The organism is Demequina sp. (assembly GCA_024707205.1).
GTDB lineage: Bacteria > Actinomycetota > Actinomycetes > Actinomycetales > Demequinaceae > Demequina.
The window spans coordinates 1182126-1204062 of sequence record JANQAD010000001.1; the positions used below are offsets into that span (position 1 = coordinate 1182126).

Sequence of the window (21937 nt, forward strand, 5' to 3'; positions counted from 1 at the left end):
GGCCCGACGCTCGCGCACCACCCGTGCCAGCGTCGGGCCTTGTTCGCGTCCGCTACCCTTGTCCCCAGAGGCGTGGCGAGTGTCCACGCAGGAGGCCACGCATGACAGAGCTCTAGGTCGCCAGACCTCGCGTCTGGCAACGGATCCCCCCGTCCAGACCCCTCGGAGCACTCATGCACGCCCTTTCCCTCTCTCACGTTTCCTTTTCCTGGCCCGACGGCCGCCCCGTCTTCCGCGACCTCACCTTCGCTCTGCCTCCCGGCCTGTCCGGGATCGTGGGCCGCAACGGCATCGGCAAGTCCACGCTGCTGCGCCTCGCCGTAGGCGAATACGGCCCGACGGCCGGGCACGTCGAGCGCCCGCCTCGTCTCGCGTACGTGCCCCAGTCGGTGACGCTCGCCGCTGTGCCACCCAAAACCACCGCGACCGTCGCCGAGGTGCTCGGCGTAGCGGACCGTTTGAGCGCGCTGCGCGCGATCGAGGCCGGCTCCGCTGACCCCGCGCACTTCGACGCGCTCGCCGACGACTGGCTAGTAGAGGACCGCGCGCTCGCGGTGCTCCGGTCGCTGGGCCTGTCCGGGCTGAGCCTGGACCGCACCGTGGGTGAGGTGAGCGGCGGCGAGGCCACGCTGCTTGCGATCGGCGCGGCGCTGCTGACCGAGCCCCAGGTGCTGCTGCTCGACGAGCCCACCAACAACCTGGATGCACACGCGCGCGACTTGCTCGCGAGCGCCCTCGGCTCGCGTGCGGGCGCCACCGCGGTGGTCACCCACGACCGCTCACTCCTCGCGGGCGTCGACCGGATCGGCGAGCTGCGAGAGCGAGACGACCGCACCACGGAGCTGCGCTGGTTCGGCGGTGCCATCGAAGCCTTCGAGGGCGCAATCGCGCGCGAGCGTGAGGCCGCCGCGCAGGCCGTGGACACCGCAAACGCAGACGTCGCTCGGCAGCATCGCGACCTTCGCTCGCGGGTGGAGGGCGACGGCAAGCGCCGACAGCGCGCGGCCAAGGCGCGCGCCAACCACGAGGTCACGCGCGGGGGCGTCAAGGCCAAGCAGGACCAGGCCGCGAAGACGGAGGCCAGGCTGTCGAAGGTGCACGAGGCCCGGCTTGCTCAGGCGCGCGAAGCGCTCGCGTCCGCCCGGGCGGCCATCCCACGGGACCGCAGCATCAAACTGGACCTGCCAGGCACGCTGGTGCCACAGCGTCGGGCGGTCGCAGACATCACAGGACTGGTGACGCGAGCCGGCACCGAACTCACCGCCGCCATCCAAGGCCCTGAGCGCATCCACCTCACGGGCCGCAATGGCAGCGGCAAGACCACTCTGATCGAGACGATCCTTGGGCTGATCCCGCCTGCGGCGGGCGAGGTCAGGTTGCTGGTGCCAGTTGGGTATCTGGCGCAGCGTCTCGACATCCTGGACGACGCGGCGACCGTGCTGGAGAACGTGGGCCATCGCGCCACAGGCGCCTCTCCCCAGGAGATCAGAGATCAGCTGGGGAGGTTCCAGTTCCGGGGTGCGGCGGTGGAAGCGCCGGCCGCGACCCTCAGCGGCGGTGAGCGGTTCCGAGCGGCGCTCGCGTGCGTGCTGCTCGCGCGGCCGGAGCCGCAGCTGCTCATCCTCGACGAGCCCACCAACAACCTCGACTTCGAATCGCAATCGCAACTGGTGCAGGCGCTCGAGGGGTACCGGGGTGCGCTGCTGGTGGTCAGCCACGACGACGCCTTCGTGGAGCGCATAGCGCCCACGCGCGTGTGGGCGCTCGAGGGGTCGACGGTCACCGACTGGGCCGCGTAGGGAATCGGTCCGACGCTGTGCGGCGTTTACCAGGGCAGTGGACTAGGAGATGCCATGAGCACTGCGCAGCGCAGCACGTACCAACCCGGGGTGTGCAACATCGGGCCGGCGGAGATTCGCCGCCGGCGAATGAGCGGCTGGGTGGGCACCGGGATCTCGGTGATCTTCCTCGCCGTGGCGTTCGCGCTGGACTGGGCGCCCGCGTGGCGGCTGCTGGTGTTCCTGCCCGCGTTCATGGCGGCGCAGGGCTTCCTCCAGGCGGCGTTCCACTTCTGCGTCGGCTTCGCCTCGCGAGGTCTGTTCAACTTTGGCGAACTCGGCCACGAGGAGTCTGTGGATCAGGCTGAGTTCCGCAAGGCGGATCAGCGCAAGGCACTCCAGATCTCGGCGTTGGCGTTCCTCGCGGCTGCGGTGGTCGCGGCGGTGGCGTTCCTTATCTAGACGAGCCCGTAGGCGACGTAGACGCCAAGGGCGATCACCGCGGCGAAGACAACCGCGAGCGTACGCCCGGCCCACGTGGGCAGGTGGTACCAGGCGATCGTGGCCAGGGCCGCAACTCCGACGGCGGCCTGCGCCCACCAGTAGCCGGCGGGCGTCGAGTCGGCGATTCGCGTGAGCCCGTGCCACGCCTCGCCAATCGCGATTCCGGGCCACAGCGCGGCCGCGGCGGCTTTCGCGAGCATCGGCGTGCGAGACCTCAGCACCCACACCGCGAGGCCCATGGCTCCGCCAACGACCACGCCGGCCGTGGACCACGTCGCCACCCACGTGGCGCTGCTCGCGAAGCCGCGAAGGTGAGCGGTCAGGTAGTAGCCGGCCACGAGCGCGGGGCCCGCGAGGGCGCCGATCAGTGCTGATGTCCACCAGCGTCGGGCCGCGAAGGCGGCCAGCCCCGCCACGGCGACCACGGGAGCGGCGGAGTTGAACATGGGGGCGAGCCAGTCCGGCCGTAGGTCTGGCCAAAGCTCATCGCGACGCCTGCGGCGAACGCGACCACGAGGGCGAAGACGCCCTTGAACACGCGCGTCACAGCGCGAGCCGGCCGGGGCCGAAGACCGAGGCGAGGCCACCGACAGCCTCGAGCTCGTGGCGCTGCTCATAGCCGACCATCCACGGGCGAATGCGCTCTACGAGGGCCTTTGTGGCGTCAGACTGGAGCCAGGCCTGGTGCGCCTCGTCGCTCGCCCAGGCCTCCGCGATCCACACGCCGGTCAGGTCGCCGGGCTTCACGGCAACGAGGTAGGTGAGGCATCCGGGCATCGAATCCACCTCGAGCACGAGCGCCTCGGCGAGGGCGTCACGGTTGCCGGGTGTGGCCTCGATGCGGCCGATCATCGCGTCCATGTGGCCAGGCTAGCGGCGTGCCGTCGCCACCGAGCCTTCGATTGCGTCGGCGAGCGGCGTGGCGCCCCAGCCGAACCGTCGCTGAAAGTCCTCGGCCTTCACGATGAAGGGCTCCTCGAACTCGTACATCATCTCGACACTCGCCCGCAGCGCGGGGTTGAAGAGCCCGATCGCCTTCATCGCGGTGCCACGGATTGCCTGGATCTTGGCCGCGCCCTCGTTGCCCGCAGCGGCCCAGATCCGGTCGCAGAGTTCTCGCTGGGTCACGGGGGACATCGCCGGCAGGATCCAAGGGCGGCCATAAGCGTCGTCGGCGAGGGCGATGTCGGCCATCGCGCGGGCCACATCCGGCACGTAGCTGAAGGAGTGCGGCTGGTCTGTGCCGCCCAGCACCTTGAGGGCCTTTCCAGCTTTCGCCGGCCCGGTGAGCAGGCTGCGCGTGAGCTCGTAGTCCGCGCCCACGTAGTTGCTTGGGCGGGTGAGGGCAATCTGGATGCGGCCCTCGGCGTGGGCCCTCAGGGCCTCGTGCGCCATCGACTTCCGCACCCGTCCCTTGGCGCTGCACGGGGCTTCTGGGGTGGTGTCCGTGATGGTGCCGTGGTCGCCGCGACCGTACATGTAGAGGTTGTCCGCGATCACGAGCTTCGCACTCGTGGCGGCCACGGCGTCGATGATGCCGCGCTGCAGTTCAGGAAACTCTTCGGCCCAGCGGTGGTAGGCCGGCTGCGCCGTGTGGATGACGATGTCGCTGCCTGCGATGACTTTGGCGAGGGCCTCGGGATCGCGGGCGTCGGTCCTGATGTGCCCGACGCTGCCCGGGAGCTCGCGGTGGGCATCGCCCCTGGAAATGACTTGGGTTTGGACATCGCGAGTGATCAGTTCGCGAGCGAGCGAGCTACCGAGGCTGCCCGCTCCGATGATGCTGATGGTGGTCATGGGTTTCTCCTTGTTGGTTATTTAACGCTGTTAAGTGACAGCTGCTCGTGGGTCGGTGGGTGGAGGGGATAGGGATCAGGACAGGGAGGCGAGAAGCGAATCGGTGAGGGCGCGCGCGCGAGAGAGCACAGCGTCGGGCTCAAAGCCGCTGAACTGGTCGCGGAAGCTGACGGCGAGTGAGACGTTGCCGTGCAGCCCGGCCCAGAGCAGGCGAGCGGCCTCCTCCGGGTCTCCCGCGCGCAACTGCCCCGCTTGCATGGCGGCTTCGACGAGCATCACGAGGCCACGGAACGATTCAGGGTCGCCTGGCGCGGGGAGTGCCCATTGCTTGGGACGGATGAACATGACGTCATAGAGCATCGGGTTGTCGAGGGCGAAGGTGACATACGCGTCGCCAGCCGCACGGATCCCGTCGACGGGGCTCGTCGCCTGCCGCGCGGCGCGCTCCAACGTTGCTCCAAACTCCTCGAAACCGGCGCCGCAGACGGCCAGCATCAGCGCGTCCTTGTCCTGGAAATGGAGGTAGATGGTGGTGGCGCTGTAGCCGATCTCGCCCGCGATCTGGCGCATGCTCAGGCCGTCGACGCCGCGCTCCTTGAACAGCTCTGTTGCTGCGCCGAGGATCGCGGCGCGCACATCCGTGGTGCCGGAGTCTGGGCGGCGTGGGACCATGGGAGTGACGCTACTTAACGCCGTTAAGTGTGTCAAGCCCCAACCCTGGCCGCGCGGCGCGCCGGAGCGCTGTTGGAGGGGGTTCGGCGGCCCCGGCTAGACGCGGCGCAGGTCCAGTTCGTCGATGGCGCGCACCTGCCCTGGGTCCAGCGGCCCGGCAGCCTCGAGCGCGATCGCGGCCCTCAACTCCTCGCGGTTCTTGACGCCAAGGATGAGCGTGTCCACGCCGTCCATGTGCAGCGCATAGCGGTGAGCGATGATCGCGGGATCCTCGCCCCACTCGGCGCACAGCGCCCGGAACGCGGCGGCCCGGTCGTAGTCGCGCATGTCGGGGTCGTCGCTCGGGAGGTCGCGGTCGAAGGCCGCGGTGAGCGCGCCCGCCTGCACCGCCCGGATGCCCATCACGCCAACGCCCGACGCTCCTGCCGCAGCAATGATGTCGCGTGGCCTTGGGCCGGACGCGCCTCCGGTGAGGGAGCCGGGAGAGTCAAGCAGATTGGCTACGGCTTGAATAGCGGCCGGCTTCTGTTCAGCTTCGACCGCCGCGATGATCGCTTCGGGAGTGTCCACACCGGTCAAGGCCCAGTGACGAGTCAGCCCGTCGGCCACCAGGGTCTGGAAGGCGGGGATCACCTCGTCCACGTAGATCTGCCAGGGGGTATAGCTCGCCGGATCCCGAACGCCAATGTGGCCGTGCAGGAAGAACGCGTCCACGTGGTCCACGCGCATGGCGGCCAGCGAGCGTTCGAGCGAGGCGCGGAAGGTCGCGAGCACAGAGCCCGGCTCCGGGTTGCCGATGCCGCACTTGGTGGTGAGCAGCACCCCTGCCGGCAGCGCGCCGTTGAACGCCTCGCCAATGAGCGCCTCGCACACGTTGTAGCCCGGTGCGGCGTCGAGCACCGTGATCCCGGAGTCCACCGCCTCGCGCAACGTGGCGATGCCCTCATCGCGCGTGGTCTCACCCCACAGCGCGCCGATCCCGCCCCCGCCGAGCGTCAGCGCGCTCACCGGGCCGAGTTCCCCCAGTGTCCTAGTCTCCATCAGGCACCCGCCCCATTCAGTTCCTCTAGTTCATCTGCGGTCAGTTCCACGTCGAGCGCCTCGATGCATTCGAGGTACTGGTCGAACGTGCGCGGCCCAATGAGCGGCAACACCTTGGGCGAGTCTTGCGCGAGCATCCACGCGAGCACCACCTGGTTCCCCGTGGCGCCCGCCGCTGCGGCCACCCGGTCCACCGCAGCCAGTTTCGCGTCGGCATCAGGTCCGGCGTACGGATCCATGGCCCAGAACGGGGGCTTGCGCTTCGCGGGGTCCGAGTAAAGCCCCTTGAGCACGGGCGAGTACGCGACGAGCTGCAGGTCGGGGTACTGACGCAGGTAGTCGAGCTGCTCCTCGGAGACGATTGAGTTGTGGCTGAGGCCGGCGCGTCGTACCAGGTAGGAATGCTGCTGCTGCAGAGCAGCGGGCTGCGGCCAGCCGTTGGCCTCGGCCACCGCGCGGATCTGCGCGAGCCTCCACGTGCTCACGTTGGACCAGCCATATGCCCCAACCCTGCCGTCGGCGACGAAGGAGGCGAAGGTGCCAACAGCGTTGGGCAGGGGGGTGCGGCGATCGTCAACGTGGTTGTAGTAGAGGTCGATGCGGTCGGTGTGGAGGCGTTCGAGCGAGCCGGCGAGCGAGGCCTTGAGCACCTCGGGGGCGGCGCCCACGTACTTGTGACGCGCGACGTCCCAGTCGGCACGGCCGTCATCGGTCCAGACGCCGTCGAGGCCGGTGAGCATGCCGGTTGCCTTGGTCGCGAGGAAGACCTTCTCGCGCACGCCGGTGTCCGCGAACCAGCGGCCGAGCAGCGACTCGCTGTGCCCACCCATCTCGCCGGGCGCCTCCCACCAGCAGTAGCAGTCGGCGGTGTCGATCATGCCTTTGGCCCCCGCGAATCTGGGTGTGACCTCGCCGATGAAGTGGTCGAGGATGCGTCGCGACTCGTCCTCCGGGGTGCGGGTGCCCATGATCATCGCGCCCAGCGCGATGGGGGTGAGGAGGGTGTTGGTGGTGCTGAATTGCGTTGCTTTGCGTGTCATGCGATTCACGCTAGGTGTTGGAGTGCACTCCAAGTCAAGGGGTATGTTGTGTGACATGGACGGAATCTCCATCGACGAGGCCGCGCAGCGCATGGGCGTGTCCAAGGACACCCTGCGCTACTACGAGCGAGAGGGGCTGCTGCCGCCGATCGCGAAGGCCGCAAACGGCCACCGCCGCTACACCGAGGACGACCTCGGGTGGGTGAAGTTCCTGCAGCTGCTGCGGGGAACGGGCATGCCGATTCGCGAGATGAAGTCGTTCGTGGCGCTCACATGGGCCGGGGATCACACGATCGCGGAGCGGGTGGAGGTGCTGTCGCGGTATCGCACGGCGCTGCTAGAGCGCATGGCCGCGGACCGCGAGCACCTGAAGTTCCTCGACTACAAGATCGACGTGTACTCGGACCTGCTGGCGGCGCAGACGGCGACGCCGGAGCAGATCGTTGGCGAACCGGTCAGTCGCTGAGCGACACCGTGAAGGCCCTCAGGCCGTCCGACTCGCCGAAGGTCAGGGTTGCCGTGCCGCCAGCGCTCGTGGGGACCGCGATGGCCATTTCCGTGAAGACGACGCCGTCAATGGGTTCAAAGAACTCGCGCCACTGCTCCTGCGTGAGGTCGGTGGCGTACTTGGTGACCTCAGGGGTGAGGGCCGCCGGTGACGAGCCGCTCGGAAACGGAATCGCCACGGCGTCGCCGCTCGCATCTGGGCGCGACACCCAAGCGACCTGGGTCGCGACGGTGAACGACCCGTCTCCAGCGTCGAACAGATCGAATCGCGTGCCGCTCAGATAGACGTGCCACGCCGAGGTGAGGTCGCCCTCGACGAACGGACCGGAGTCTGCGGCCACGCCGTCGAGGTGCTGCCGCTGGAACACGGCGCGAACCGAATCCAGGTCGCCGGCCTCTGCGAAGTTGTAGGTGGAGGAGTCCGCGTAGCCGGCCTGGTGACGGATGTCGACGGCGAACTCAGGGGCCCCCGTGGGGTCGAGCCCTTGCACGGAGACGGTGTGTTCCCAGCTCGCCCACTCCCGATAGGCGTTCCACGCGGCGGTGGCGCCCACGGGGACCACGACCATCAGGATTCCGCCGGCGAGCAGCCACGCTCCTTGGCGCTTGCGCCCGTTGCGCAACCCTGAGACACCAAACGAAACCAGCGTGATCGCGGCGATCACCGACAGGATCGCCACTGGCGCGACTAGGTAGTCCAGTGACACGTTGACCCCCTCGCAGATGGTGCATTGACACTAGCGGGTGTGCGTGCGCACCGTCAGTCGTTGATCGTGATCGTTGCGACCCCGTTACCGAGCGCGATAGTCGCCGGGGGTCCCTGGGCCGACGTCACGGTGATGGTGTCGCCGTTCACCTCCGCCGACGGGATGTCTCTGTAGAAGTCGTGCCACTGGTCCGCGGACCACGGGTTGATGTACTGCTGCCCCTCGGTCAACGCCGTGGTGTCAAGCGCCGTCCGCGGAAAGGGAATGCGCAGGTCTCGGCCCCCGCCTGCTGGGTGGAGCACCGCCACTTGCAGGGCAAGGTTGTACCAGTTCGAGTCGGCCGAGTACGTGAGGTCGTACCGCGCGGCGTCGGTGGACAGATGCCAGATGGAACTGTTGTCGCGGGGACCCGACGGAGGATCGCCAAGGGTGACCACGCCGTCGGGGTGCTGGTCCTCGAATACGCCTGCCACGCGCTCTGGACCGCCCGCGTTGCCGAAGTGGTACTCGGTGCCATCCTCGAAGTCCCGCGTGTGGCGCAGCTCCACGGTGAGCCCGGGATCCTTGGCCGGCTCGAACCCCTCCACCCAGATGGTCGTGGGATCGCTCAGCGGTGAGACCAGGTACAGAAGCCCCCAAAGGGGTGCGAGTGTCACGACCACGCCCGCCGCCACGAGACCCCAACCGGCACCCCGCCGCCCCTTGTGCCGGAGTTGCGTTCCCAGCGCGATGAGCACCACCGATAGCACCACCCACGCGATCACGAGCCACATCGTTCGTGAGCCGAGCGCCACTGATCCCCCTCGAGTCGATTGAGCAGAGGCTAGCCTGGTGCGCGGTCAGGTGCCGAGAATCGGCCCGCCGAACGAGTGCACCGGGCGCAGCTCCACGCGGCCCCAGTGGCTCGCGGGATTGCGGCGGGCAAGTTCCAGCGCGTCGTCGAACGTCGCTGCTTCGATGAGTGCGAATCCTGCGAGGGTCTCTCGCGTCTCGGCGAACGGGCCGTCGGTCACCAACAGCTTGCCGTCTCGCACCCGCACCGTTCGCGCCTCTTCGCGCTCCTGGAGGCGCACGCCGAGGTCGTACTCCCCGCGCTCGCGGGCGTAGTCGAACCACGCGTCCATGTCAGGAGCGTTGGCCTCGTCCTCTTCAGTGTGGTCTGGGTCAAGGACGATCATCATCACGTACTTCACGGTGTGCCTCCTTGGGGCGTCTGGTACCGACTCTACGAAGACCCTCGTGAGGAATCGACACGCACCCGCGAACGTTGCGCCATCCGTGACCCAAACCAAGACATCCCTTGCCATTGACGTGTGGGCGGACATCGTCTGCCCATGGTGCTACGTGGGCGAGGCGCGCCTCGAGAAGGCCGCCGCGTCGCTCGCGGAGGACGCCGACGTCACCATCACCCCCCACGCCTTCGAGCTTGACCCCAACCACGCGCACCCCGAGAAGATCCTCGACCACCTCGCGCGGAAGTACGGAAGGACGCCCGACGAGGTGGTTCAGATGGACTCGCGCGTCGCCACCATGGCGCTCGCCGAGGGCCTTCCTTACACCGCCGATCGCGTCACCGCCAATACGTTCGACGCTCACCGCCTGATCGCGGCGGCCGCCGAGTTCGGCGTGGCCCTGGACGTCTTGCGCGCGCTGCAGAAGGGGCACTTCTCCGGGGAACTGGACCTCAGCGACACCGAAGCGCTCGTTGCCGCTGTTGCCGGCGTCGGGCTGCCGGAGGCGAGGGCGCGAGAAGTGCTGGCCGGCGATGAGTTCGCCGACTCCGTGCGCGCCGACGAGGCCCAGGCACGCCAGTACGGCGTGACGGGCGTGCCGTTCACCGTGGTCGCGGGCCGCTATGCGATCCCTGGCGCGGGTGCGCAGGAGCACTACGAGAAGGTGCTGCGCACGGCGCTCGAGGACTGATTCGCGAGGAATTGTCGCGCGGAACGTGCGACGCTTCGTAGTGGGTCTGAGTGCGGCGAACGACCGCCTCGGATACGGAGCTGATCATGAAGTACCTGATGACCGTCCTCGTGGAGAAGGTGGACGAGCCCGCGGCGGGCGCCCCTGACATCGAGCGCTGGGTCGAGGAGCACGACGCGTCCGGTGAGCGGTTCTTCGGGGACCGCCTCGCCGAGGCGTCCCAGGCCAAGACCGTGCGCATCCGCAAGGGCGGAAGGCTCGTCACCGACGGCCCGTTCGCCGAGGCTCATGAGGCCATCGCGGGCTTCGACATCCTCGAGTGCGACTCGCTCGAGCAGGCGCTCGACATCGCGGCGGCGCACCCCATGGCCTGGGGCGGCGCCATCGAGGTGCGCCCCTTCTACGACTGGAGCAATGGATGGTGAATCCTGACGGAATCGTGGCGCCGGTGCTCGAGCCTGGCGTGAAGGTCTACGGGCCGCCCTCCTACTTCCCGTCGATCGAGAAGACGTACGGGCGACCCATGCAGGACTGGATCGACATCGCTGACGAGCGTCTCGCGGCCGGCGAAGCGCACATGAAGGTCGTCGAGTTCCTCAAGGCCGAGTACGCGATGGGCCACGGCCACGCGAACGCCGTGGTGGGCTGGGTCAAGCAGCAGCGGGGGTAAGCGGGCTCACCCCTCCCGAATGGGCTCTCAGGGTCACGAAATTGAACTTTGGTGACACTGAGGGCCCAATCGGGAACGTGGGGGTCGGGTGGCCCGACGCTGGGGCCGGGCCTCGTACGAAAGTCTTGACAGCGTCGGCCCGGCGGCGTAACGTACAACCAAATGGTTGTAGATAACGAACTCTCCGAAGCCGCCGTGGACCGCATCTTCCACGCCCTGGCCGACGCGACGCGCCGCGACATCGTGCGCCGCACCCTCACGCAAGAGGCGAGCGTCAGCGAGCTCGCCGCCGCGTACGTCATGTCCTTCGCTGCCGTGCAGAAGCACGTGGCCGTGCTGGAAGGAGCGGGCCTCGTGACCAAAGACAAGCGGGGCCGCGAGCGCATCGTCCGCGGCAACCCGGAGCAGATCCGGCGAGCGCAGGAGCTCCTGGATCAGTACGAGCAGCTGTGGCGAGCGCGCATCGGTCGCCTCGACGCGCTGCTGACTGAAGACCCCACCTGAAAGGCCCCATCATGCCCATCACCTCAGTCACCAAGGACCCGGAAGCACTCACGATGACCGTGGTCGCCGAGTTCCCCGTCCCCGTTGCGCGCCTATGGGACGCCTACGCAGACCCGCGTCAGCTCGAGAAGTTCTGGGGACCCGTCGAGTGGCCCGCGACCTTCGCCCGCCACGACTTCGCCACCGGCGGCCGCAGCGATTACTACATGACCGGTCCCGACGGCGAGCGCTCGGCCGGGTACTGGAAGTACCTCTCCGTTGACCCGGGCAAGAGCTTCGAGGTCGAGGACGGCTTCGCCTCCGAACCCGGCGTGGAGAACACCGACATGCCGAGCATGCGCATGGTCTTCACATTCGAGGCCACGGACACCGGCAGCCGCGTCTCAACCACCACCCACTTCCCGTCCGCCGAGGCGCTCGAGCAGCTGCTCGGCATGGGTATGGAGGAGGGCATGACCTCCGCCATGAGCCAGATGGATGCGGTCATCACGGACCTCGCGTCCTACGCGGCCGGCGTCGGCACCAACGCGCAGATCCTCAGCGACACCCAGGTCCGCGTCACGCGAATCATCCGCGGGACCGTGGAGCAGGTGTGGGAGGCCCACCAGAACGCGGATCTCATGCGTCGCTGGCTGCTGGGGCCCGACGGGTGGGCCATGCCGGTCTGCGACGTCGCCGTGAACGTGGGCGATCACTATCGCTACGAATGGGAGCAAGAGGGCGGCGGCAACCGGTTTGGCTTCGTTGGCGAGCTGCTTGAGACCGCGCCGCCATACCGCGCGGTGACGACCGAGGCCATGATCGGCATGGAGGGCGAGCCGGCAGTCAACGAGCTCACCCTCACGCCCGTCGACGGTGGCACGCTGCTCTCGCTCGTGATCACGTACCCCAGCTCCGAGATCCGCGACATGGCGCTCGCCACCGGCATGACAGACGGCATGGAGACCAGCTACAAGCGGCTCGAGGACGAGGTGCTCGTCTAGCGCTTCGGCCTCGGACTCGACTTCGGTTTGGGCGGCGGCAGCGAGTCTGCCGTCGCCCTCACCATGTCGCGGAGCGCCTCGGAATCCTCGAGCAGATCCGCGTCCACGATCGCGTAGTCCTTGGAGCCTGGGTAGGCGGGCCCCAGTGCCAAGCCGGCCGTGGCGTCGTTCACCTTGAGGAAGATGGTGTCGTCGCAGACGAACCCCACCACCTTGTCCTCGCAGTACAGGCCGTACTCCCCGAACATAGAGCGAGCCCGCACGGGCAATGGCTCCAGCTGTTCGAGGATGAAGGCCATCGTGTCCTTGCTTGTGCTCATGGGCCCGACGCTACGCCCGCCGTGCGACAACCACCGTGGCTCCCAGGTCTTCGTCATGCCCGACGGTCGGGTTGAGCCCCGCTTCCACGGCGCGTTGGGCGGTGAGTTCCGCGAGCGAGGCGCTGGTCTCGACGATCGCGACGCCGCCGGGCGAGAGCCGCCGCGCGGCCGCGGCGAAGACCGCCGCCTGCAGTGCCGTTCCGTCCGCGCCGCCGTCGAGGGCGGTGTGCGGCTCGAAGTCGCGCGCCTCGCTCGGCATGAACGGGATTTCGCCGGTTGGCACGTAGGGCGGGCACGCCGTGATCACGTCGACCGGCACCGAGATACTGGAGTCCATGTCGGATACCAGGGCCGTTGCGCCATAAGGCTCCAGGTTGCGCACGGCCACGGCCACCGCGCGGGGGTCGAAGTCCGCGGCGATCACACGCGCGTCCGGACGCTCGTGGGCGACCACGGCCGCGATTGCGCCAACGCCGCAGCACAGGTCCGCGAGCGTGCCGCCCTGCGGAAGCTCGGCGCTCGCGAGCCGCGCCACCAGCTCCGTCCGCCGCCGCGGCACGAACACCCCGGGCGCCACCGCCAACCGCAAGCCCCCAAACAGCACCCAACCGAGCACCGTCTCCAAAGGCTCGCCCGCCACGCGGCGAGCGACGAGCGCCTCGCGAGCCACAGCGTCGGGCTCATGGGCGATGAGCAGCGCGGCCTCGTCTTCGGCGAAGACGCAGCCGGCGGCTCGCAGGCGGCTGACCAGATCCACCCTGCGACGCTACCGTGGCGACATGAGCGACTACCAAGTAACCCAGATCGGCGCCCTCGACGAATGGCGCGACTTCTACGGCGGATTCCGGCCAGAGAGTTCCCGTGACGGGCGACGCGTCGTGGATCACGAGCTCACGATGCAGTTCATAGGGATGACCGCGAACGCCCTTGAGCCCGGCGAGGAGGCCGGCTACTGGCACGTGCATCACGCGATCGAGGAGGTCTACGTCTTCCTCGATGGCCAGGGGCAGATGGGACTGGATGACGAGGTCGTGGACGTGGGGCCGGGGTCGGTTGTGCGCGTTGGCCAGGAGGTGTGGCGCACGTGGCGCGCCCATCCGGACTCGCCGGGGCAGCTGCGGTGGCTCTGCATCCGCGCCGGCGGCCAGGAGCTGCCGCACTTCCCCGACGACGCCGAGCGGGGTCCCGAGCGGGCGATGCCCTGGTAGCCCATGCTCTTCGAGAACTTCCGGCCGGGAGCGCGCGTGGTGGTGCGCTACCTGCTGCCAACCGGTCAGGCGACCGACGCGCTCGGTGTGCTCGTCTCCGCCGATGCGGAGACGCTCGTTGTGGATGGCAAGCGCGGCGTCGAGACGATCGCGGTGGCCGACGTCATCGCGGCGAAGACCGTTCCGCCGCCGCCGGAAGCTCGCTCACGTGGCTGAAGGCTCTGGGTTCGTCCGGCCCCGCTCCAGCCGTATGTGTGCGTGGGCACCAGTTCTCGGGCCGCCACCGTCTCTGTGTGTGGCTGAGCGCCACTCCCGCTTCGACCCAGCCACGGCCTAGGCCAGTTGTCCACGGGGAGCGGCACCAGCGTCGGGCCGCACTGACGCACACACAGGAGTGGTGGGGGGCGGGAAGGTGGTGCCCACGCACACATACGAGGGTGGGGCGCCCCGTGCCCTGGTGAGGCAAGGGGCGCCCGATGCCCGTCTAGGCCGACGCTAGGGCCGGCTCGGGTACGGAACTCGCCACAGCGTCGGGCCGGGAGGCGCGACCCGACGGGAGAGCCAGCCCCACGAGTGACGCGGCCACGAGGAACGCGACGCCGGTCCAGATGGCCGGGATGGCGGCGTCCGTGTAGCCGGTGGGGGTGAGCTCGCCGCCGTTGCCGGTGAAGACCGCGGTGAGGATCGCGATGCCGAGCGCCACGCCGATCTCGCGCAGCGTGGAGTTGGTGCCCGACGCTTTGGCGTGGTCCTCGTCGCGCATATTGGCGAGGATGGCGGTGGCCGAAGGTGCGAATACCAGGCCCATTCCCACGCCGGCGAGGACGAAGGCCGGCACGAGGGTGGCGTAGGCGACATCCGGGGTCATGGTGAGCGCGATCCACGCGAGGCCGACCGCCTGCAACGAGGTTCCGGCCACGATGAGGACGCGGGTGCCCACCCGGGGCGCGATGGCGCCCGCGATCGGGGCGACGATGAGCGGCGCCATGGTCCACGGCATGGTCAGCACTCCCGCCTCGAGCGGGGAGCGGCCCTGCACCACCTGCATGAACTGGATGAGGATGAAGATCGCGCCGAAGATCCCGATCGAGAACAGCATGCCCGCGCCGTTCGCGGCCGTGAAGCTGCGATCGCGGAAGAGGCGAAGGGGGAGCATGGCGTCGGTGACGCGGTTCTCCCAGACCAGGAAGGCCGCGAGGAGTAGCGCGCCGCCGATCAAGGCGGTCAACACCTGAGGCGACGACCACCCCGCCTCGTTGCCACGGATGATGCCGAATACCAGGCCGAACACCGCGGTCGCGGCGAGCGCGAGGCCGGTCCAGTCGAGGCGGACCTTCTTCCCGAACGCCTCGCTGAGCGCGGCGTAGACGAGGACGACCGCCACCACTCCAACGGGCACGTTCAGCCAGAAGATCGCGTGCCACGTGAGGCCCTCGACCACGGCGCCGCCGATGACGGGACCGAGCGCAACGCCGAGTCCGGACACCCCGCCCCAGACTCCAATCGCGAGCGGCCGCATGGCCTTGGGCACCGCGCCGGCGAGCAGCGCCAGCGACAGCGGCATGACAGCAGCGGCGCCGGCCCCTTGGAGGGCGCGGGCGGCGATGAGCAGCTCCGGGTTGGGCGCCACCGCGGCAAGGGCCGACGCTGCCGTGAAGACCGCGATGCCCGTCACGAAGACGCGGCGGCGGCCAAGGCGGTCGCCGAGCGCGACGGCCATGAGGATGAGGCTCGCGAAGGCGAGCGAGTACGCGTTGACGATCCACTGCAGTTCCTCGAGCGAGGCGCCCAGGTCCTTGGCGATAACCGGCAGCGCGTTGGTGACGACGAGGTTGTCCAGCGTCGCCATGAAAGTTGGCACCGCCGCGGCGACGATGACGAGCCACAGCGGGCTCTTTCGTGTGGAGGTCATGATGTCCCTTCCCCTTGTTGTGGTAATCGGCTGATTACTTAGTGATCCCCACGATAGTAATCAACTGATAACATGTCAACATGAACGCTGCTCCCGATCGCATGAGCGCCGAGGACAGGCGCGAGCAGATCCTCTTGGCCGCGGCCGCGGTGTTCGGCGAGCGTGGCTACGTCGGGGGCACCACGGACGCGATCGCCAAGCAGGCCGGCATCTCTCAGGCCTACGTGGTGCGCATGTTCGGGACCAAGGAGAAGCTCTTCTCCGCCGTGGGTGACATGGCGAGCGAGCGCATCGTCGCCGCGTTCCGTGCGGCGATCGCGACCTTCCCCGAGGGTGCCGCCGACCTGGACAAGCAGCAGGCGATGGGCCAGGCATATGCCGACCTCATGGAGGACCGCGGGCTGCTGCTGTCCCTGCTGCAGCTGTTCTCGCAGGGCCACGATCTCGTGCTTGGGCCGCAGGCCCGCCAGTGCTTCCTCGACGTGTTCCGCGTGGTGCGCGACGAGGCGGGCCTCGGCCCCCAGGCGGCGGTGCAGTTCTTTGCGCAGGGCATGCTGATGATGATCCTGATGGCCATGCGCATGCAGGACGCCACCACGGACCTCGACGCGGCGCAGTTCCTCTCGATCGTCTTGGGACCGCTCGAGGATCAGGTGGTCCAGCTGCTCTCCCAGCCCCCGCTCGGCGACGCGCGGAGGTAGCGTGGCCGTATGACCCAGTACGCGATCACCTTCCCGGCGCGCACGATGGTGCTGACGCAGGAGGAGTTCCAGCAGGCCGGCGTCGATGCGAACGCGGTAGTCGAGGAGATGAAGGCCGCCGGCGTCTATGTGGCGGCGGGCGGCATCGATCCGGAGGCGGCTGTGGACCTGGTCGCGGCGGATGGCGGCGTCACTCCGGGGCCGTACCCGGACACCGCGGGGTTCAATGGTGGGCTCACGATCATCGACGTCGACACCCACGACGAGGCCGTGACGTGGGCCGCGAAGGTCGCGGGCGCATGCCGCTGCCCCCAGGAGCTGCGCCCGCTGTTCTAGGCGCCGATCCCGACCGCTACTCATGCCGAGAGCAAGAACGTGACCGCGCCGATCCTGTGGCGTCCCTCGCAGTACGTCGGCACACGCGCGGCAGTTGTGGCGGCAACGCAGCTCGAAGACAGGTTGCCGAGCGCGGCAGAGCGTCGCCGCATCCTCGTTGAGTGGATCGAGTTCCTCTCGGGCGCACCGACGCAGATTCGGGATCTCGAGTTCGTCTCGCGGGTGCCGCAGGACCTGCTCGACGCGGTAGCCGGCCAACCTCAGCTAGAGCGTCTCGTGGTCAAGTGGGGACCGTATCGCGACGCGAGTGCAGTCGGCGCCTTTGAGCACCTGGCGGAGCTTCGTCTTCGTGGCGCCACGGCGCTTGAGCGCCTCGATCCACTCTTGCGCTTGCCCAACCTGACGTCGCTCACCGTGAGTCAGGCGCACCGCCTGGACTCGATCGAACCCTTGGGCGAACTCGCGGGCCTCGAGCACCTGGTGTTCGGCAATGAGTATCCGGGCGACGACAGAAGCGTCGCGGTTCACGACCTGCGCTGGGTTGGGTCGTTGCCCAAGCTGCGCACGCTCGCGTTGCCGGGCATCCGGCTGCTCGATCCGGACCTCACGCCAATTCTCGCCTTGCCCCAACTGGAGGAACTCCACCTGCCGCTGAGACGGGGGGTATCGCAAGCAGGTATTCGAGTTTGCCGCCGCGAGCCCCGTGTTCGCCGGAGTCGCACGCGACTACGAGAAGTACGAGGCGTGGAGGGCCACGCTCTAGAGCCGGCCCGACGCTCCGCTCACCTTTCGCTCCCAGCCTGGCCCCAGCGTCGGGCCGCTACCCCTTGCGCCGCTGGTACTTAGTGCTACTATCTACTAGTACCTAGTAACACCGAGTAGGAGGCTTGCGGTGCCCAAGCAGATCACCGAGATGCTCAAGGGAACCCTTGAGGGGATCGTCCTCGCGATCCTCGCGCAGCGCCCCATGTACGGCTACGAGATCACCTCGTGGCTGCGCGACAACGGCTTCACCGACATCGCGGAGGGCACGGTCTACGCGCTGCTCATCCGCATCGAGCAGCGCGGCCTCGTGGACATCGAGAAGGTGCCCTCGGAGAAGGGTCCGCCGCGCAAGGTCTACTCGCTCAACGCGGCGGGAACTGAATACCTCAACGAGTTCTGGAGGAACTGGACGTTCCTCTCGGAACGCCTGGAATCTCTCCACGAAGGGAAGTAATCATCATGTCCGAAGACCAGAACTGGCTGGCCGCGAAGATCATCGGCCCCAAGAGGGAGTGGAGGGCCTACAAGGCCCGCGTCAAGGCCCTGCCCGCCCCGTACGCCGAGGCCGTCGCCGGCGTCGAGCGCTACGTGATGCACTTTGGCGGCGTCAACGACGCGACCCAGGCGCAGAGCCTCTTCAACGACGTCATCGACATCTTCGAGCGCGCCGCCGCGGACAGCACGCCCATCCGCGACGTCGTCGGCGACGACCCCGTCGAGTTCGCCGACGCCCTCATCCGCAACTACCAGCAGACCGGCTACGTCGCCAAGGAGCAGCAGCGCCTGCGCGATTCCATCTCCAGGGCAGCGGGCGAGCAGTCGTGACCGCGGCTGCCGTGCGCGTGGCCGGAGTGCGCAAGGCCTTCGGCGACCTTGAGGTGCTCAAGGGCGTCGATCTCGACGTCGCGCCCGGCAGCATCCACGCCCTGCTCGGCTCCAACGGCGCGGGCAAGACCACGCTCATCCGCATCCTCGCGACGCTGCTCCGGCCCGACGCTGGGGCGGCTTCCGTAGCGGGCCACGACGTTGCCCTGTCCCCGGCTTCGGTGCGTGGCGCCCTGTCGTTGACCGGCCAGTTTGCGGCCGTCGACGGGGTGCTCACCGGCCGCGAGAACCTCGAACTGGTGGGGAGATTGCGGCACGTCAAGGACCGCGCGACCACAGCGTCGGGCCTGCTTGAGAGGTTTGGGCTCACCGAGGCGGCCGACCGCCGCGTGGGCGAGTACTCCGGCGGCATGGCGCGCCGGCTCGACATCGCGATGAGCCTCGTAGGCGCGCCGGAGGTCGTGTTCCTCGACGAGCCGACCACCGGCCTGGACCCCGAGGCGCGGCTTGAGGTGTGGGCTGCCATTCGAGAGCTCGCCGCCGGCGGCACCACGGTGTTCCTCACCACTCAGTACCTGGACGAGGCCGAGCAGCTCGCGGACCGGATCTCGATCCTCCACGAGGGCCGCATCATCGTCGACGGCACGCTCGCAGAGCTCAAGGCGCTGCTGCCCCCGGCGCAGCTCGAGTACGTCGAGAAGCAACCCACCCTGGAAGAGGTGTTCCTGGCCGTCATCGGCCACAACCGAAGGGACGCGGCATGACGTCGCTCGCACAGCGCCCAACAACTGGGCATGCAATCGCAGACACGGCCGCCCTCACCGGCCGCTCGCTCAAGCACATCACCCGCAGCCTCGACACGATCATCACGACCACGATCATGCCCATCGCATTTCTGCTGCTCTTCGTGTTCGTCTTCGGCGGCGCGATCGACGTCGGCACGGCGCAGTACGTGGACTACCTCGTGCCTGGCATTCTCGTGATCACGGTGGCTTCCGGGGTGTCCTACACCGCGTATCGCCTGTTCGCGGACCTCAAGGGCGGAATGGTGGAGCGCTTCCAGTCGATGCCGATCGCGAGGTCCGCGGTGTTGTGGGCGCACGTGCTGACCTCGATGGTCGCGCTTGCGATCTCGCTTGGTGTGGTGCTGGCGGCGGCCTTTGCGATGGGATTCCGGCCGCACGCGAGCCTTCTCGGTTGGCTCGGTGTGCTCGGAATTCTCGCGGTGTTCTCCCTGGCAATGACCTGGCTCGCGATCATCCCCGGCCTGCTTGCCTCGACTCCGGACGGGGCGGCGCCTTCGCCTACCCGCTGATCCTGTTGCCGTTCATCAGCTCGGCCTTCGTGCCCACGGAGTCCATGCCCACCGCCGTGCGGGTGTTCGCGGAGAACCAGCCGGTGACGTCGATCGTGGACGCGCTGCGGAACCTGCTCGCGGGTCAGCCGGTCGGCGGCGACATCTGGGTGGCGCTCGCGTGGTGCGTCGGCCTGCTCGCGATCGCCTACGCGGTTGCGACGGCCGCGTACCGGCGCAAGCTCAGCTAGAGCGTCGGGTCAGCGCGCGGAGGCGCGGACGGCCCGACGCTAGCTCGCCGGCAGCTCCAGCGTCACCGTGGTGCCGCTTCCCTCCGTGGACTCAACGGTGATGACTCCGCGGTGCGCGTCGATGATGGCCGCGGTGATCGCGAGTCCGAGGCCCGCGCCTCCATGAGCGCGCGAGCGGGACTGGTCACCGCGAACGAAGCGCTCCGTGGCACGTGCAGCGATCTCCGGAGGCATGCCCGGTCCGTCGTCGTGGATGGTGATGGTCGCGCGGCCGTCACCGCCAGCGACCGCGATAGATACGGAATCATCCCCATGTACCAGGGCATTCATGACCACATTGATCACGGCCTGGCGCAGCTTGTCTGGGTCGCCGGTCACGGTGACCGGGTCGCCCGTGACTTCCACTGAAGCGCCGGCGTGCGACGCCTGCGCGTCGCCCGCGATCTCCTCGCAAAGCGAGCGCAGCTCCACGTCAACGGAAGCGAGCACCGGCTCCGCGTCGTACTTGGCGAGTTCGAGCATGTCGTCCACGAGCCGGCGCATCCGCGAGGCCTCGGCCTCCGTTCGCCGCCACGCGTCGGCCGCCTCCGCCTTCCGCGACAGTGCGCCGCGGCGGTACAGCTCGGCGTAACCCAAGACCGTGGTGAGAGGGGTGCGGAGCTCGTGGGAAGCGTCGGCCACAAATTCGCGAAGCCGCGCCTCCGAGCGCTCCCGCTCGCGGAGCGCGTCCGTGAGCTTCTCAATCATGGTGTTGAGCGACACGGCGAGGTCGGCGCTTTCTGAGCCGCTGCCCGCGCCCTCGAGGCGAACGGTGAGGTCGCCGTCGGCGATCTTCGTCGAGGCGTCGACCATGCGCCGCATGGGGTTCACGCCGAGCCGGATCACCCACAGCGCGACCAGGCTCAAGCCGATCAACAGCAGGGCGATGCCGAGCGCCTCGATCGCGATCAGGCGCTGCGTGGTGGCCTGGACGTCGTCGAGAGGAAGGGCGGTGATGTCCCAGCCCCGGTGCGTTGCGCGCGCGTAGACGCGGAACCCGGCTCCCCCGGAAGAGGACTCCGTGGAGAACGTGGCGCTTCCCTCTTCGGGGAGCTGGTCGAGCGTGAGTACGGGTACGGCCTGCTTGTCGCCTACATTCGGGGCGAAGATCACTCCCAAGGTGCCGTCAGCGTTGACGAACCCCCGCAAGACGTCCGACGGGCGGTCGCCCCATGGCTGAAGGCCGCCGTCGGGATCGGAGGGGAGGTTGTCGGGGCGCTGCATGTCCGGGTCGAAGGGGGCGCTTCCAGCGAATTGGGTGAGGCGGGCGTCGAGTTGAGCCACGAGGTACGAGTGCGTGGTCACCACCACGACCACGGCGATGGCGATGGCCACGGTGGCGATCGCCGCGAACGCCACGAGCACGCGGTCCCGGAGCGACATCCCGCGCGTGGCGCGCTTGCCGGTCACGGCAGCCTCAGCGTGTAGCCGACGCCGCGGATCGTGTGGATGAGCTTGGGCTCCACGTTGTCGATCTTGCGGCGCACGTAGCCGATGTAGGTCTCCACCACCCCTGAGTCGTCTTCCGGCGAGTAGCCCCAGACGTTCTCGAGAAGTTGGCCGCGGCTCATGACGCGGCCGGTGTTCCGCATGAGGTAGCGCAGCAGGTTGTACTCGGTCGGCGACAGTTGCACGTCAACCGCATCGCGGGTCACGCGGTGCGCAACGTCGTCCATCACCAGGTCCGCGACCGTGTAGGTCTCGCGCGCCGAGGGCTCGCGCTCGTAGCGTCGGGACACGGCTTCCACGCGGGCGACGAGCTCCTCAAGCGAGAACGGCTTGGGCAGGTAGTCGTCGCCGCCGAGGTTGAGGCCGGTCACGCGGTCCTCCGACGCATCGCGCGCGGTGAGGAAGATGACGGGCGTGCGGTCTCCGGCCTCGCGCAGGCGCTTCACAACACCGAAGCCGTCCAGTTGCGGCATCATCACGTCAAGCACGATGAGGTCGGGCTTGGTCTCGCGAGCGGCGCGCAGGCCGGCCGCGCCATCGGACGCCTGCACCACGTCGTAGCCCTCGTACTTGAGGGCGGCGACGAGCATGGAACGAAGGTTGTCTTCGTCGTCCACAACAAGGATTCGGCGTTCGGGCATGCGTCAACTGTCCCAAACAATCCTGTGTGTTTCCTGAGAGCGCACCGCGAAACCTCTGAGCCAAGTCCCC

Annotated in this window: 30 protein-coding genes and 1 pseudogene; 17 read left to right on the forward strand and 14 right to left on the reverse strand. The window is 68.5% G+C overall.

What is annotated here, in order from left to right; all coding sequences use genetic code 11:
- The first annotated feature begins 173 nt into the window (after positions 1 to 173).
- Both NVV57_06020 and NVV57_06025 read left to right on the forward strand, forming a co-directional pair.
- The gene (locus NVV57_06020; protein ID MCR6712264.1) at positions 174 to 1799 is read left to right on the forward strand and encodes an ATP-binding cassette domain-containing protein; all 1626 of its coding nucleotides are present in this window, start codon (positions 174 to 176) and stop codon (positions 1797 to 1799) included.
- 54 nt (positions 1800 to 1853) lie between these two features.
- Positions 1854 to 2240 carry a hypothetical protein gene (locus NVV57_06025; protein MCR6712265.1) on the forward strand — a complete coding sequence of 129 codons (387 nt, stop codon included), beginning with the start codon at positions 1854 to 1856 and terminating at the stop codon, positions 2238 to 2240.
- Here the strand turns inward: NVV57_06025 and NVV57_06030 are convergent.
- The 6 genes from NVV57_06030 to NVV57_06055 all read right to left on the reverse strand — a co-directional run bounded on the left by NVV57_06030 (position 2237) and on the right by NVV57_06055 (position 6832).
- Positions 2237 to 2899 (reverse strand): DUF6518 family protein, encoded by a 663-nt coding sequence (locus NVV57_06030; protein MCR6712266.1) that lies wholly within the window; start codon positions 2897 to 2899, stop codon positions 2237 to 2239. The genes NVV57_06025 and NVV57_06030 overlap by 4 nt on opposite strands.
- Complete coding sequence (locus tag NVV57_06035) at positions 2826 to 3143, reverse strand: antibiotic biosynthesis monooxygenase (protein MCR6712267.1); 318 nt, start codon at positions 3141 to 3143, stop codon at positions 2826 to 2828. The genes NVV57_06030 and NVV57_06035 overlap by 74 nt, the downstream gene beginning before the upstream one ends.
- Positions 3144 to 3152: 9 nt before the next feature.
- Positions 3153 to 4079 (reverse strand): NAD-dependent epimerase/dehydratase family protein, encoded by a 927-nt coding sequence (locus NVV57_06040; GenBank protein MCR6712268.1) that lies wholly within the window; start codon positions 4077 to 4079, stop codon positions 3153 to 3155.
- Between the two features lie 75 nt (positions 4080 to 4154).
- Complete coding sequence (locus NVV57_06045; protein ID MCR6712269.1) at positions 4155 to 4751, reverse strand: TetR/AcrR family transcriptional regulator; 597 nt, start codon at positions 4749 to 4751, stop codon at positions 4155 to 4157.
- A 96-nt stretch (positions 4752 to 4847) separates the two neighbouring features.
- Entirely contained in the window at positions 4848 to 5792 is a 945-nt protein-coding gene (locus NVV57_06050) for an aldo/keto reductase (GenBank protein ID MCR6712270.1), read from the reverse strand.
- Positions 5792 to 6832 carry an aldo/keto reductase gene (locus tag NVV57_06055; GenBank protein MCR6712271.1) on the reverse strand — a complete coding sequence of 347 codons (1041 nt, stop codon included), beginning with the start codon at positions 6830 to 6832 and terminating at the stop codon, positions 5792 to 5794. Before NVV57_06055 ends, NVV57_06050 begins: the two co-directional genes overlap by 1 nt.
- A 55-nt stretch (positions 6833 to 6887) precedes the next feature.
- On the opposite strand from NVV57_06055, the gene NVV57_06060 reads away from it, so the two are divergent.
- Positions 6888 to 7298: a MerR family transcriptional regulator gene (locus NVV57_06060; protein ID MCR6712272.1), complete on the forward strand. Its 411-nt coding sequence runs from the start codon at positions 6888 to 6890 to the stop codon at positions 7296 to 7298.
- Here NVV57_06060 and NVV57_06065 read toward each other — a convergent pair.
- From NVV57_06065 to NVV57_06075, 3 genes are read right to left on the reverse strand one after another with little or no spacing between them, the layout of a single operon-like run.
- A complete protein-coding gene (locus tag NVV57_06065; protein ID MCR6712273.1) occupies positions 7288 to 8046 on the reverse strand; it encodes a hypothetical protein in 759 nt (252 codons plus the stop codon). The two genes, NVV57_06060 and NVV57_06065, sit on opposite strands and share 11 nt — an antisense overlap.
- Positions 8047 to 8099: 53 nt before the next feature.
- On the reverse strand, positions 8100 to 8840 hold the full coding sequence (locus NVV57_06070) for a hypothetical protein (GenBank protein MCR6712274.1): 741 nt from the start codon (positions 8838 to 8840) through the stop codon (positions 8100 to 8102).
- 45 nt (positions 8841 to 8885) lie between these two features.
- On the reverse strand, positions 8886 to 9239 hold the full coding sequence (locus NVV57_06075; GenBank protein ID MCR6712275.1) for a YciI family protein: 354 nt from the start codon (positions 9237 to 9239) through the stop codon (positions 8886 to 8888).
- 85 nt (positions 9240 to 9324) lie between these two features.
- Here NVV57_06075 and NVV57_06080 point away from each other — a divergent pair, with 85 nt between their 5' ends.
- The 5 genes from NVV57_06080 to NVV57_06100 all read left to right on the forward strand — a co-directional run bounded on the left by NVV57_06080 (position 9325) and on the right by NVV57_06100 (position 12126).
- Positions 9325 to 9969: a DsbA family oxidoreductase gene (locus NVV57_06080; protein MCR6712276.1), complete on the forward strand. Its 645-nt coding sequence runs from the start codon at positions 9325 to 9327 to the stop codon at positions 9967 to 9969.
- 86 nt (positions 9970 to 10055) lie between these two features.
- Complete coding sequence (locus NVV57_06085) at positions 10056 to 10394, forward strand: YciI family protein (GenBank protein MCR6712277.1); 339 nt, start codon at positions 10056 to 10058, stop codon at positions 10392 to 10394.
- Positions 10388 to 10639 carry a DUF4287 domain-containing protein gene (locus NVV57_06090; protein ID MCR6712278.1) on the forward strand — a complete coding sequence of 84 codons (252 nt, stop codon included), beginning with the start codon at positions 10388 to 10390 and terminating at the stop codon, positions 10637 to 10639. The genes NVV57_06085 and NVV57_06090 overlap by 7 nt, the downstream gene beginning before the upstream one ends.
- Positions 10640 to 10801: 162 nt before the next feature.
- Positions 10802 to 11143, forward strand: coding sequence for a metalloregulator ArsR/SmtB family transcription factor (locus tag NVV57_06095; protein ID MCR6712279.1), 342 nt, complete (start codon positions 10802 to 10804; stop codon positions 11141 to 11143).
- An 11-nt stretch (positions 11144 to 11154) separates the two neighbouring features.
- The gene (locus NVV57_06100) at positions 11155 to 12126 is read left to right on the forward strand and encodes an SRPBCC family protein (GenBank protein MCR6712280.1); all 972 of its coding nucleotides are present in this window, start codon (positions 11155 to 11157) and stop codon (positions 12124 to 12126) included.
- On the opposite strand, the gene NVV57_06105 is transcribed toward NVV57_06100, so the two are convergent.
- On the reverse strand, positions 12123 to 12446 hold the full coding sequence (locus NVV57_06105; protein MCR6712281.1) for a TfoX/Sxy family protein: 324 nt from the start codon (positions 12444 to 12446) through the stop codon (positions 12123 to 12125). The genes NVV57_06100 and NVV57_06105 overlap by 4 nt on opposite strands.
- Positions 12447 to 12456: 10 nt before the next feature.
- Positions 12457 to 13203, reverse strand: a complete 747-nt coding sequence (locus NVV57_06110; GenBank protein MCR6712282.1) for a methyltransferase — start codon at positions 13201 to 13203, stop codon at positions 12457 to 12459.
- Positions 13204 to 13225: 22 nt separating this feature from the next.
- Here NVV57_06110 and NVV57_06115 point away from each other — a divergent pair, with 22 nt between their 5' ends.
- Both NVV57_06115 and NVV57_06120 read left to right on the forward strand, forming a co-directional pair.
- Complete coding sequence (locus NVV57_06115) at positions 13226 to 13654, forward strand: cupin domain-containing protein (GenBank protein ID MCR6712283.1); 429 nt, start codon at positions 13226 to 13228, stop codon at positions 13652 to 13654.
- Between the two features lie 3 nt (positions 13655 to 13657).
- Positions 13658 to 13870, forward strand: coding sequence for a hypothetical protein (locus tag NVV57_06120; GenBank protein MCR6712284.1), 213 nt, complete (start codon positions 13658 to 13660; stop codon positions 13868 to 13870).
- A 268-nt stretch (positions 13871 to 14138) separates the two neighbouring features.
- On the opposite strand, the gene NVV57_06125 is transcribed toward NVV57_06120, so the two are convergent.
- Complete coding sequence (locus tag NVV57_06125; GenBank protein MCR6712285.1) at positions 14139 to 15566, reverse strand: DHA2 family efflux MFS transporter permease subunit; 1428 nt, start codon at positions 15564 to 15566, stop codon at positions 14139 to 14141.
- Positions 15567 to 15646: 80 nt separating this feature from the next.
- Between NVV57_06125 and NVV57_06130 the strand changes: the two genes are divergently transcribed.
- The 7 genes and pseudogenes from NVV57_06130 to NVV57_06160 all read left to right on the forward strand — a co-directional run bounded on the left by NVV57_06130 (position 15647) and on the right by NVV57_06160 (position 19738).
- Positions 15647 to 16267, forward strand: a complete 621-nt coding sequence (locus NVV57_06130; GenBank protein MCR6712286.1) for a TetR/AcrR family transcriptional regulator — start codon at positions 15647 to 15649, stop codon at positions 16265 to 16267.
- A 9-nt stretch (positions 16268 to 16276) separates the two neighbouring features.
- Positions 16277 to 16603, forward strand: a complete 327-nt coding sequence (locus NVV57_06135) for a YciI family protein (GenBank protein MCR6712287.1) — start codon at positions 16277 to 16279, stop codon at positions 16601 to 16603.
- A gap of 39 nt (positions 16604 to 16642) precedes the next feature.
- Entirely contained in the window at positions 16643 to 17449 is an 807-nt protein-coding gene (locus NVV57_06140) for a hypothetical protein (GenBank protein ID MCR6712288.1), read from the forward strand.
- Between the two features lie 67 nt (positions 17450 to 17516).
- Positions 17517 to 17822, forward strand: a complete 306-nt coding sequence (locus NVV57_06145; GenBank protein ID MCR6712289.1) for a PadR family transcriptional regulator — start codon at positions 17517 to 17519, stop codon at positions 17820 to 17822.
- Positions 17823 to 17827: 5 nt separating this feature from the next.
- On the forward strand, positions 17828 to 18193 hold the full coding sequence (locus tag NVV57_06150) for a DUF1048 domain-containing protein (GenBank protein MCR6712290.1): 366 nt from the start codon (positions 17828 to 17830) through the stop codon (positions 18191 to 18193).
- A complete protein-coding gene (locus tag NVV57_06155) occupies positions 18190 to 18957 on the forward strand; it encodes an ATP-binding cassette domain-containing protein (GenBank protein ID MCR6712291.1) in 768 nt (255 codons plus the stop codon). Before NVV57_06150 ends, NVV57_06155 begins: the two co-directional genes overlap by 4 nt.
- A pseudogene (locus NVV57_06160) lies at positions 18954 to 19738 on the forward strand (ABC transporter permease). The gene NVV57_06155 and the pseudogene NVV57_06160 overlap by 4 nt, the downstream one beginning before the upstream one ends.
- Positions 19739 to 19777: 39 nt before the next feature.
- Here the strand turns inward: NVV57_06160 and NVV57_06165 are convergent.
- Positions 19778 to 21187 (reverse strand): HAMP domain-containing histidine kinase, encoded by a 1410-nt coding sequence (locus NVV57_06165; protein ID MCR6712292.1) that lies wholly within the window; start codon positions 21185 to 21187, stop codon positions 19778 to 19780.
- Positions 21184 to 21867 carry a response regulator transcription factor gene (locus NVV57_06170; GenBank protein ID MCR6712293.1) on the reverse strand — a complete coding sequence of 228 codons (684 nt, stop codon included), beginning with the start codon at positions 21865 to 21867 and terminating at the stop codon, positions 21184 to 21186. The genes NVV57_06165 and NVV57_06170 overlap by 4 nt, the downstream gene beginning before the upstream one ends.
- Positions 21868 to 21937: the final 70 nt, after the last annotated feature.

What these genes read in the sequence shown, in the direction of transcription:
- NVV57_06085 (MCR6712277.1), top strand. Translation starts at nt 10,056, where the DNA reads ATGAAGTACCTGATGACCGTCCTCGTGGAGAAGGTGGACGAGCCCGCG.
- NVV57_06095 (MCR6712279.1), top strand. Translation starts at nt 10,802, where the DNA reads ATGGTTGTAGATAACGAACTCTCCGAAGCCGCCGTGGACCGCATCTTC.
- NVV57_06170 (MCR6712293.1), bottom strand. Translation starts at nt 21,867, where the DNA reads ATGCCCGAACGCCGAATCCTTGTTGTGGACGACGAAGACAACCTTCGT.
- NVV57_06125 (MCR6712285.1), bottom strand. Translation starts at nt 15,566, where the DNA reads ATGACCTCCACACGAAAGAGCCCGCTGTGGCTCGTCATCGTCGCCGCG.
- NVV57_06130 (MCR6712286.1), top strand. Translation starts at nt 15,647, where the DNA reads ATGAACGCTGCTCCCGATCGCATGAGCGCCGAGGACAGGCGCGAGCAG.
- NVV57_06035 (MCR6712267.1), bottom strand. Translation starts at nt 3,143, where the DNA reads ATGGACGCGATGATCGGCCGCATCGAGGCCACACCCGGCAACCGTGAC.
- NVV57_06055 (MCR6712271.1), bottom strand. Translation starts at nt 6,832, where the DNA reads ATGACACGCAAAGCAACGCAATTCAGCACCACCAACACCCTCCTCACC.
- NVV57_06135 (MCR6712287.1), top strand. Translation starts at nt 16,277, where the DNA reads ATGACCCAGTACGCGATCACCTTCCCGGCGCGCACGATGGTGCTGACG.
- NVV57_06090 (MCR6712278.1), top strand. Translation starts at nt 10,388, where the DNA reads ATGGTGAATCCTGACGGAATCGTGGCGCCGGTGCTCGAGCCTGGCGTG.
- NVV57_06020 (MCR6712264.1), top strand. Translation starts at nt 174, where the DNA reads ATGCACGCCCTTTCCCTCTCTCACGTTTCCTTTTCCTGGCCCGACGGC.
- NVV57_06120 (MCR6712284.1), top strand. Translation starts at nt 13,658, where the DNA reads ATGCTCTTCGAGAACTTCCGGCCGGGAGCGCGCGTGGTGGTGCGCTAC.
- NVV57_06050 (MCR6712270.1), bottom strand. Translation starts at nt 5,792, where the DNA reads ATGGAGACTAGGACACTGGGGGAACTCGGCCCGGTGAGCGCGCTGACG.
- NVV57_06025 (MCR6712265.1), top strand. Translation starts at nt 1,854, where the DNA reads ATGAGCACTGCGCAGCGCAGCACGTACCAACCCGGGGTGTGCAACATC.
- NVV57_06100 (MCR6712280.1), top strand. Translation starts at nt 11,155, where the DNA reads ATGCCCATCACCTCAGTCACCAAGGACCCGGAAGCACTCACGATGACC.
- NVV57_06150 (MCR6712290.1), top strand. Translation starts at nt 17,828, where the DNA reads ATGTCCGAAGACCAGAACTGGCTGGCCGCGAAGATCATCGGCCCCAAG.
- NVV57_06145 (MCR6712289.1), top strand. Translation starts at nt 17,517, where the DNA reads ATGCTCAAGGGAACCCTTGAGGGGATCGTCCTCGCGATCCTCGCGCAG.
- NVV57_06030 (MCR6712266.1), bottom strand. Translation starts at nt 2,899, where the DNA reads ATGAGCAGCGCCACGAGCTCGAGGCTGTCGGTGGCCTCGCCTCGGTCT.
- NVV57_06040 (MCR6712268.1), bottom strand. Translation starts at nt 4,079, where the DNA reads ATGACCACCATCAGCATCATCGGAGCGGGCAGCCTCGGTAGCTCGCTC.
- NVV57_06105 (MCR6712281.1), bottom strand. Translation starts at nt 12,446, where the DNA reads ATGAGCACAAGCAAGGACACGATGGCCTTCATCCTCGAACAGCTGGAG.
- NVV57_06115 (MCR6712283.1), top strand. Translation starts at nt 13,226, where the DNA reads ATGAGCGACTACCAAGTAACCCAGATCGGCGCCCTCGACGAATGGCGC.
- NVV57_06060 (MCR6712272.1), top strand. Translation starts at nt 6,888, where the DNA reads ATGGACGGAATCTCCATCGACGAGGCCGCGCAGCGCATGGGCGTGTCC.
- NVV57_06045 (MCR6712269.1), bottom strand. Translation starts at nt 4,751, where the DNA reads ATGGTCCCACGCCGCCCAGACTCCGGCACCACGGATGTGCGCGCCGCG.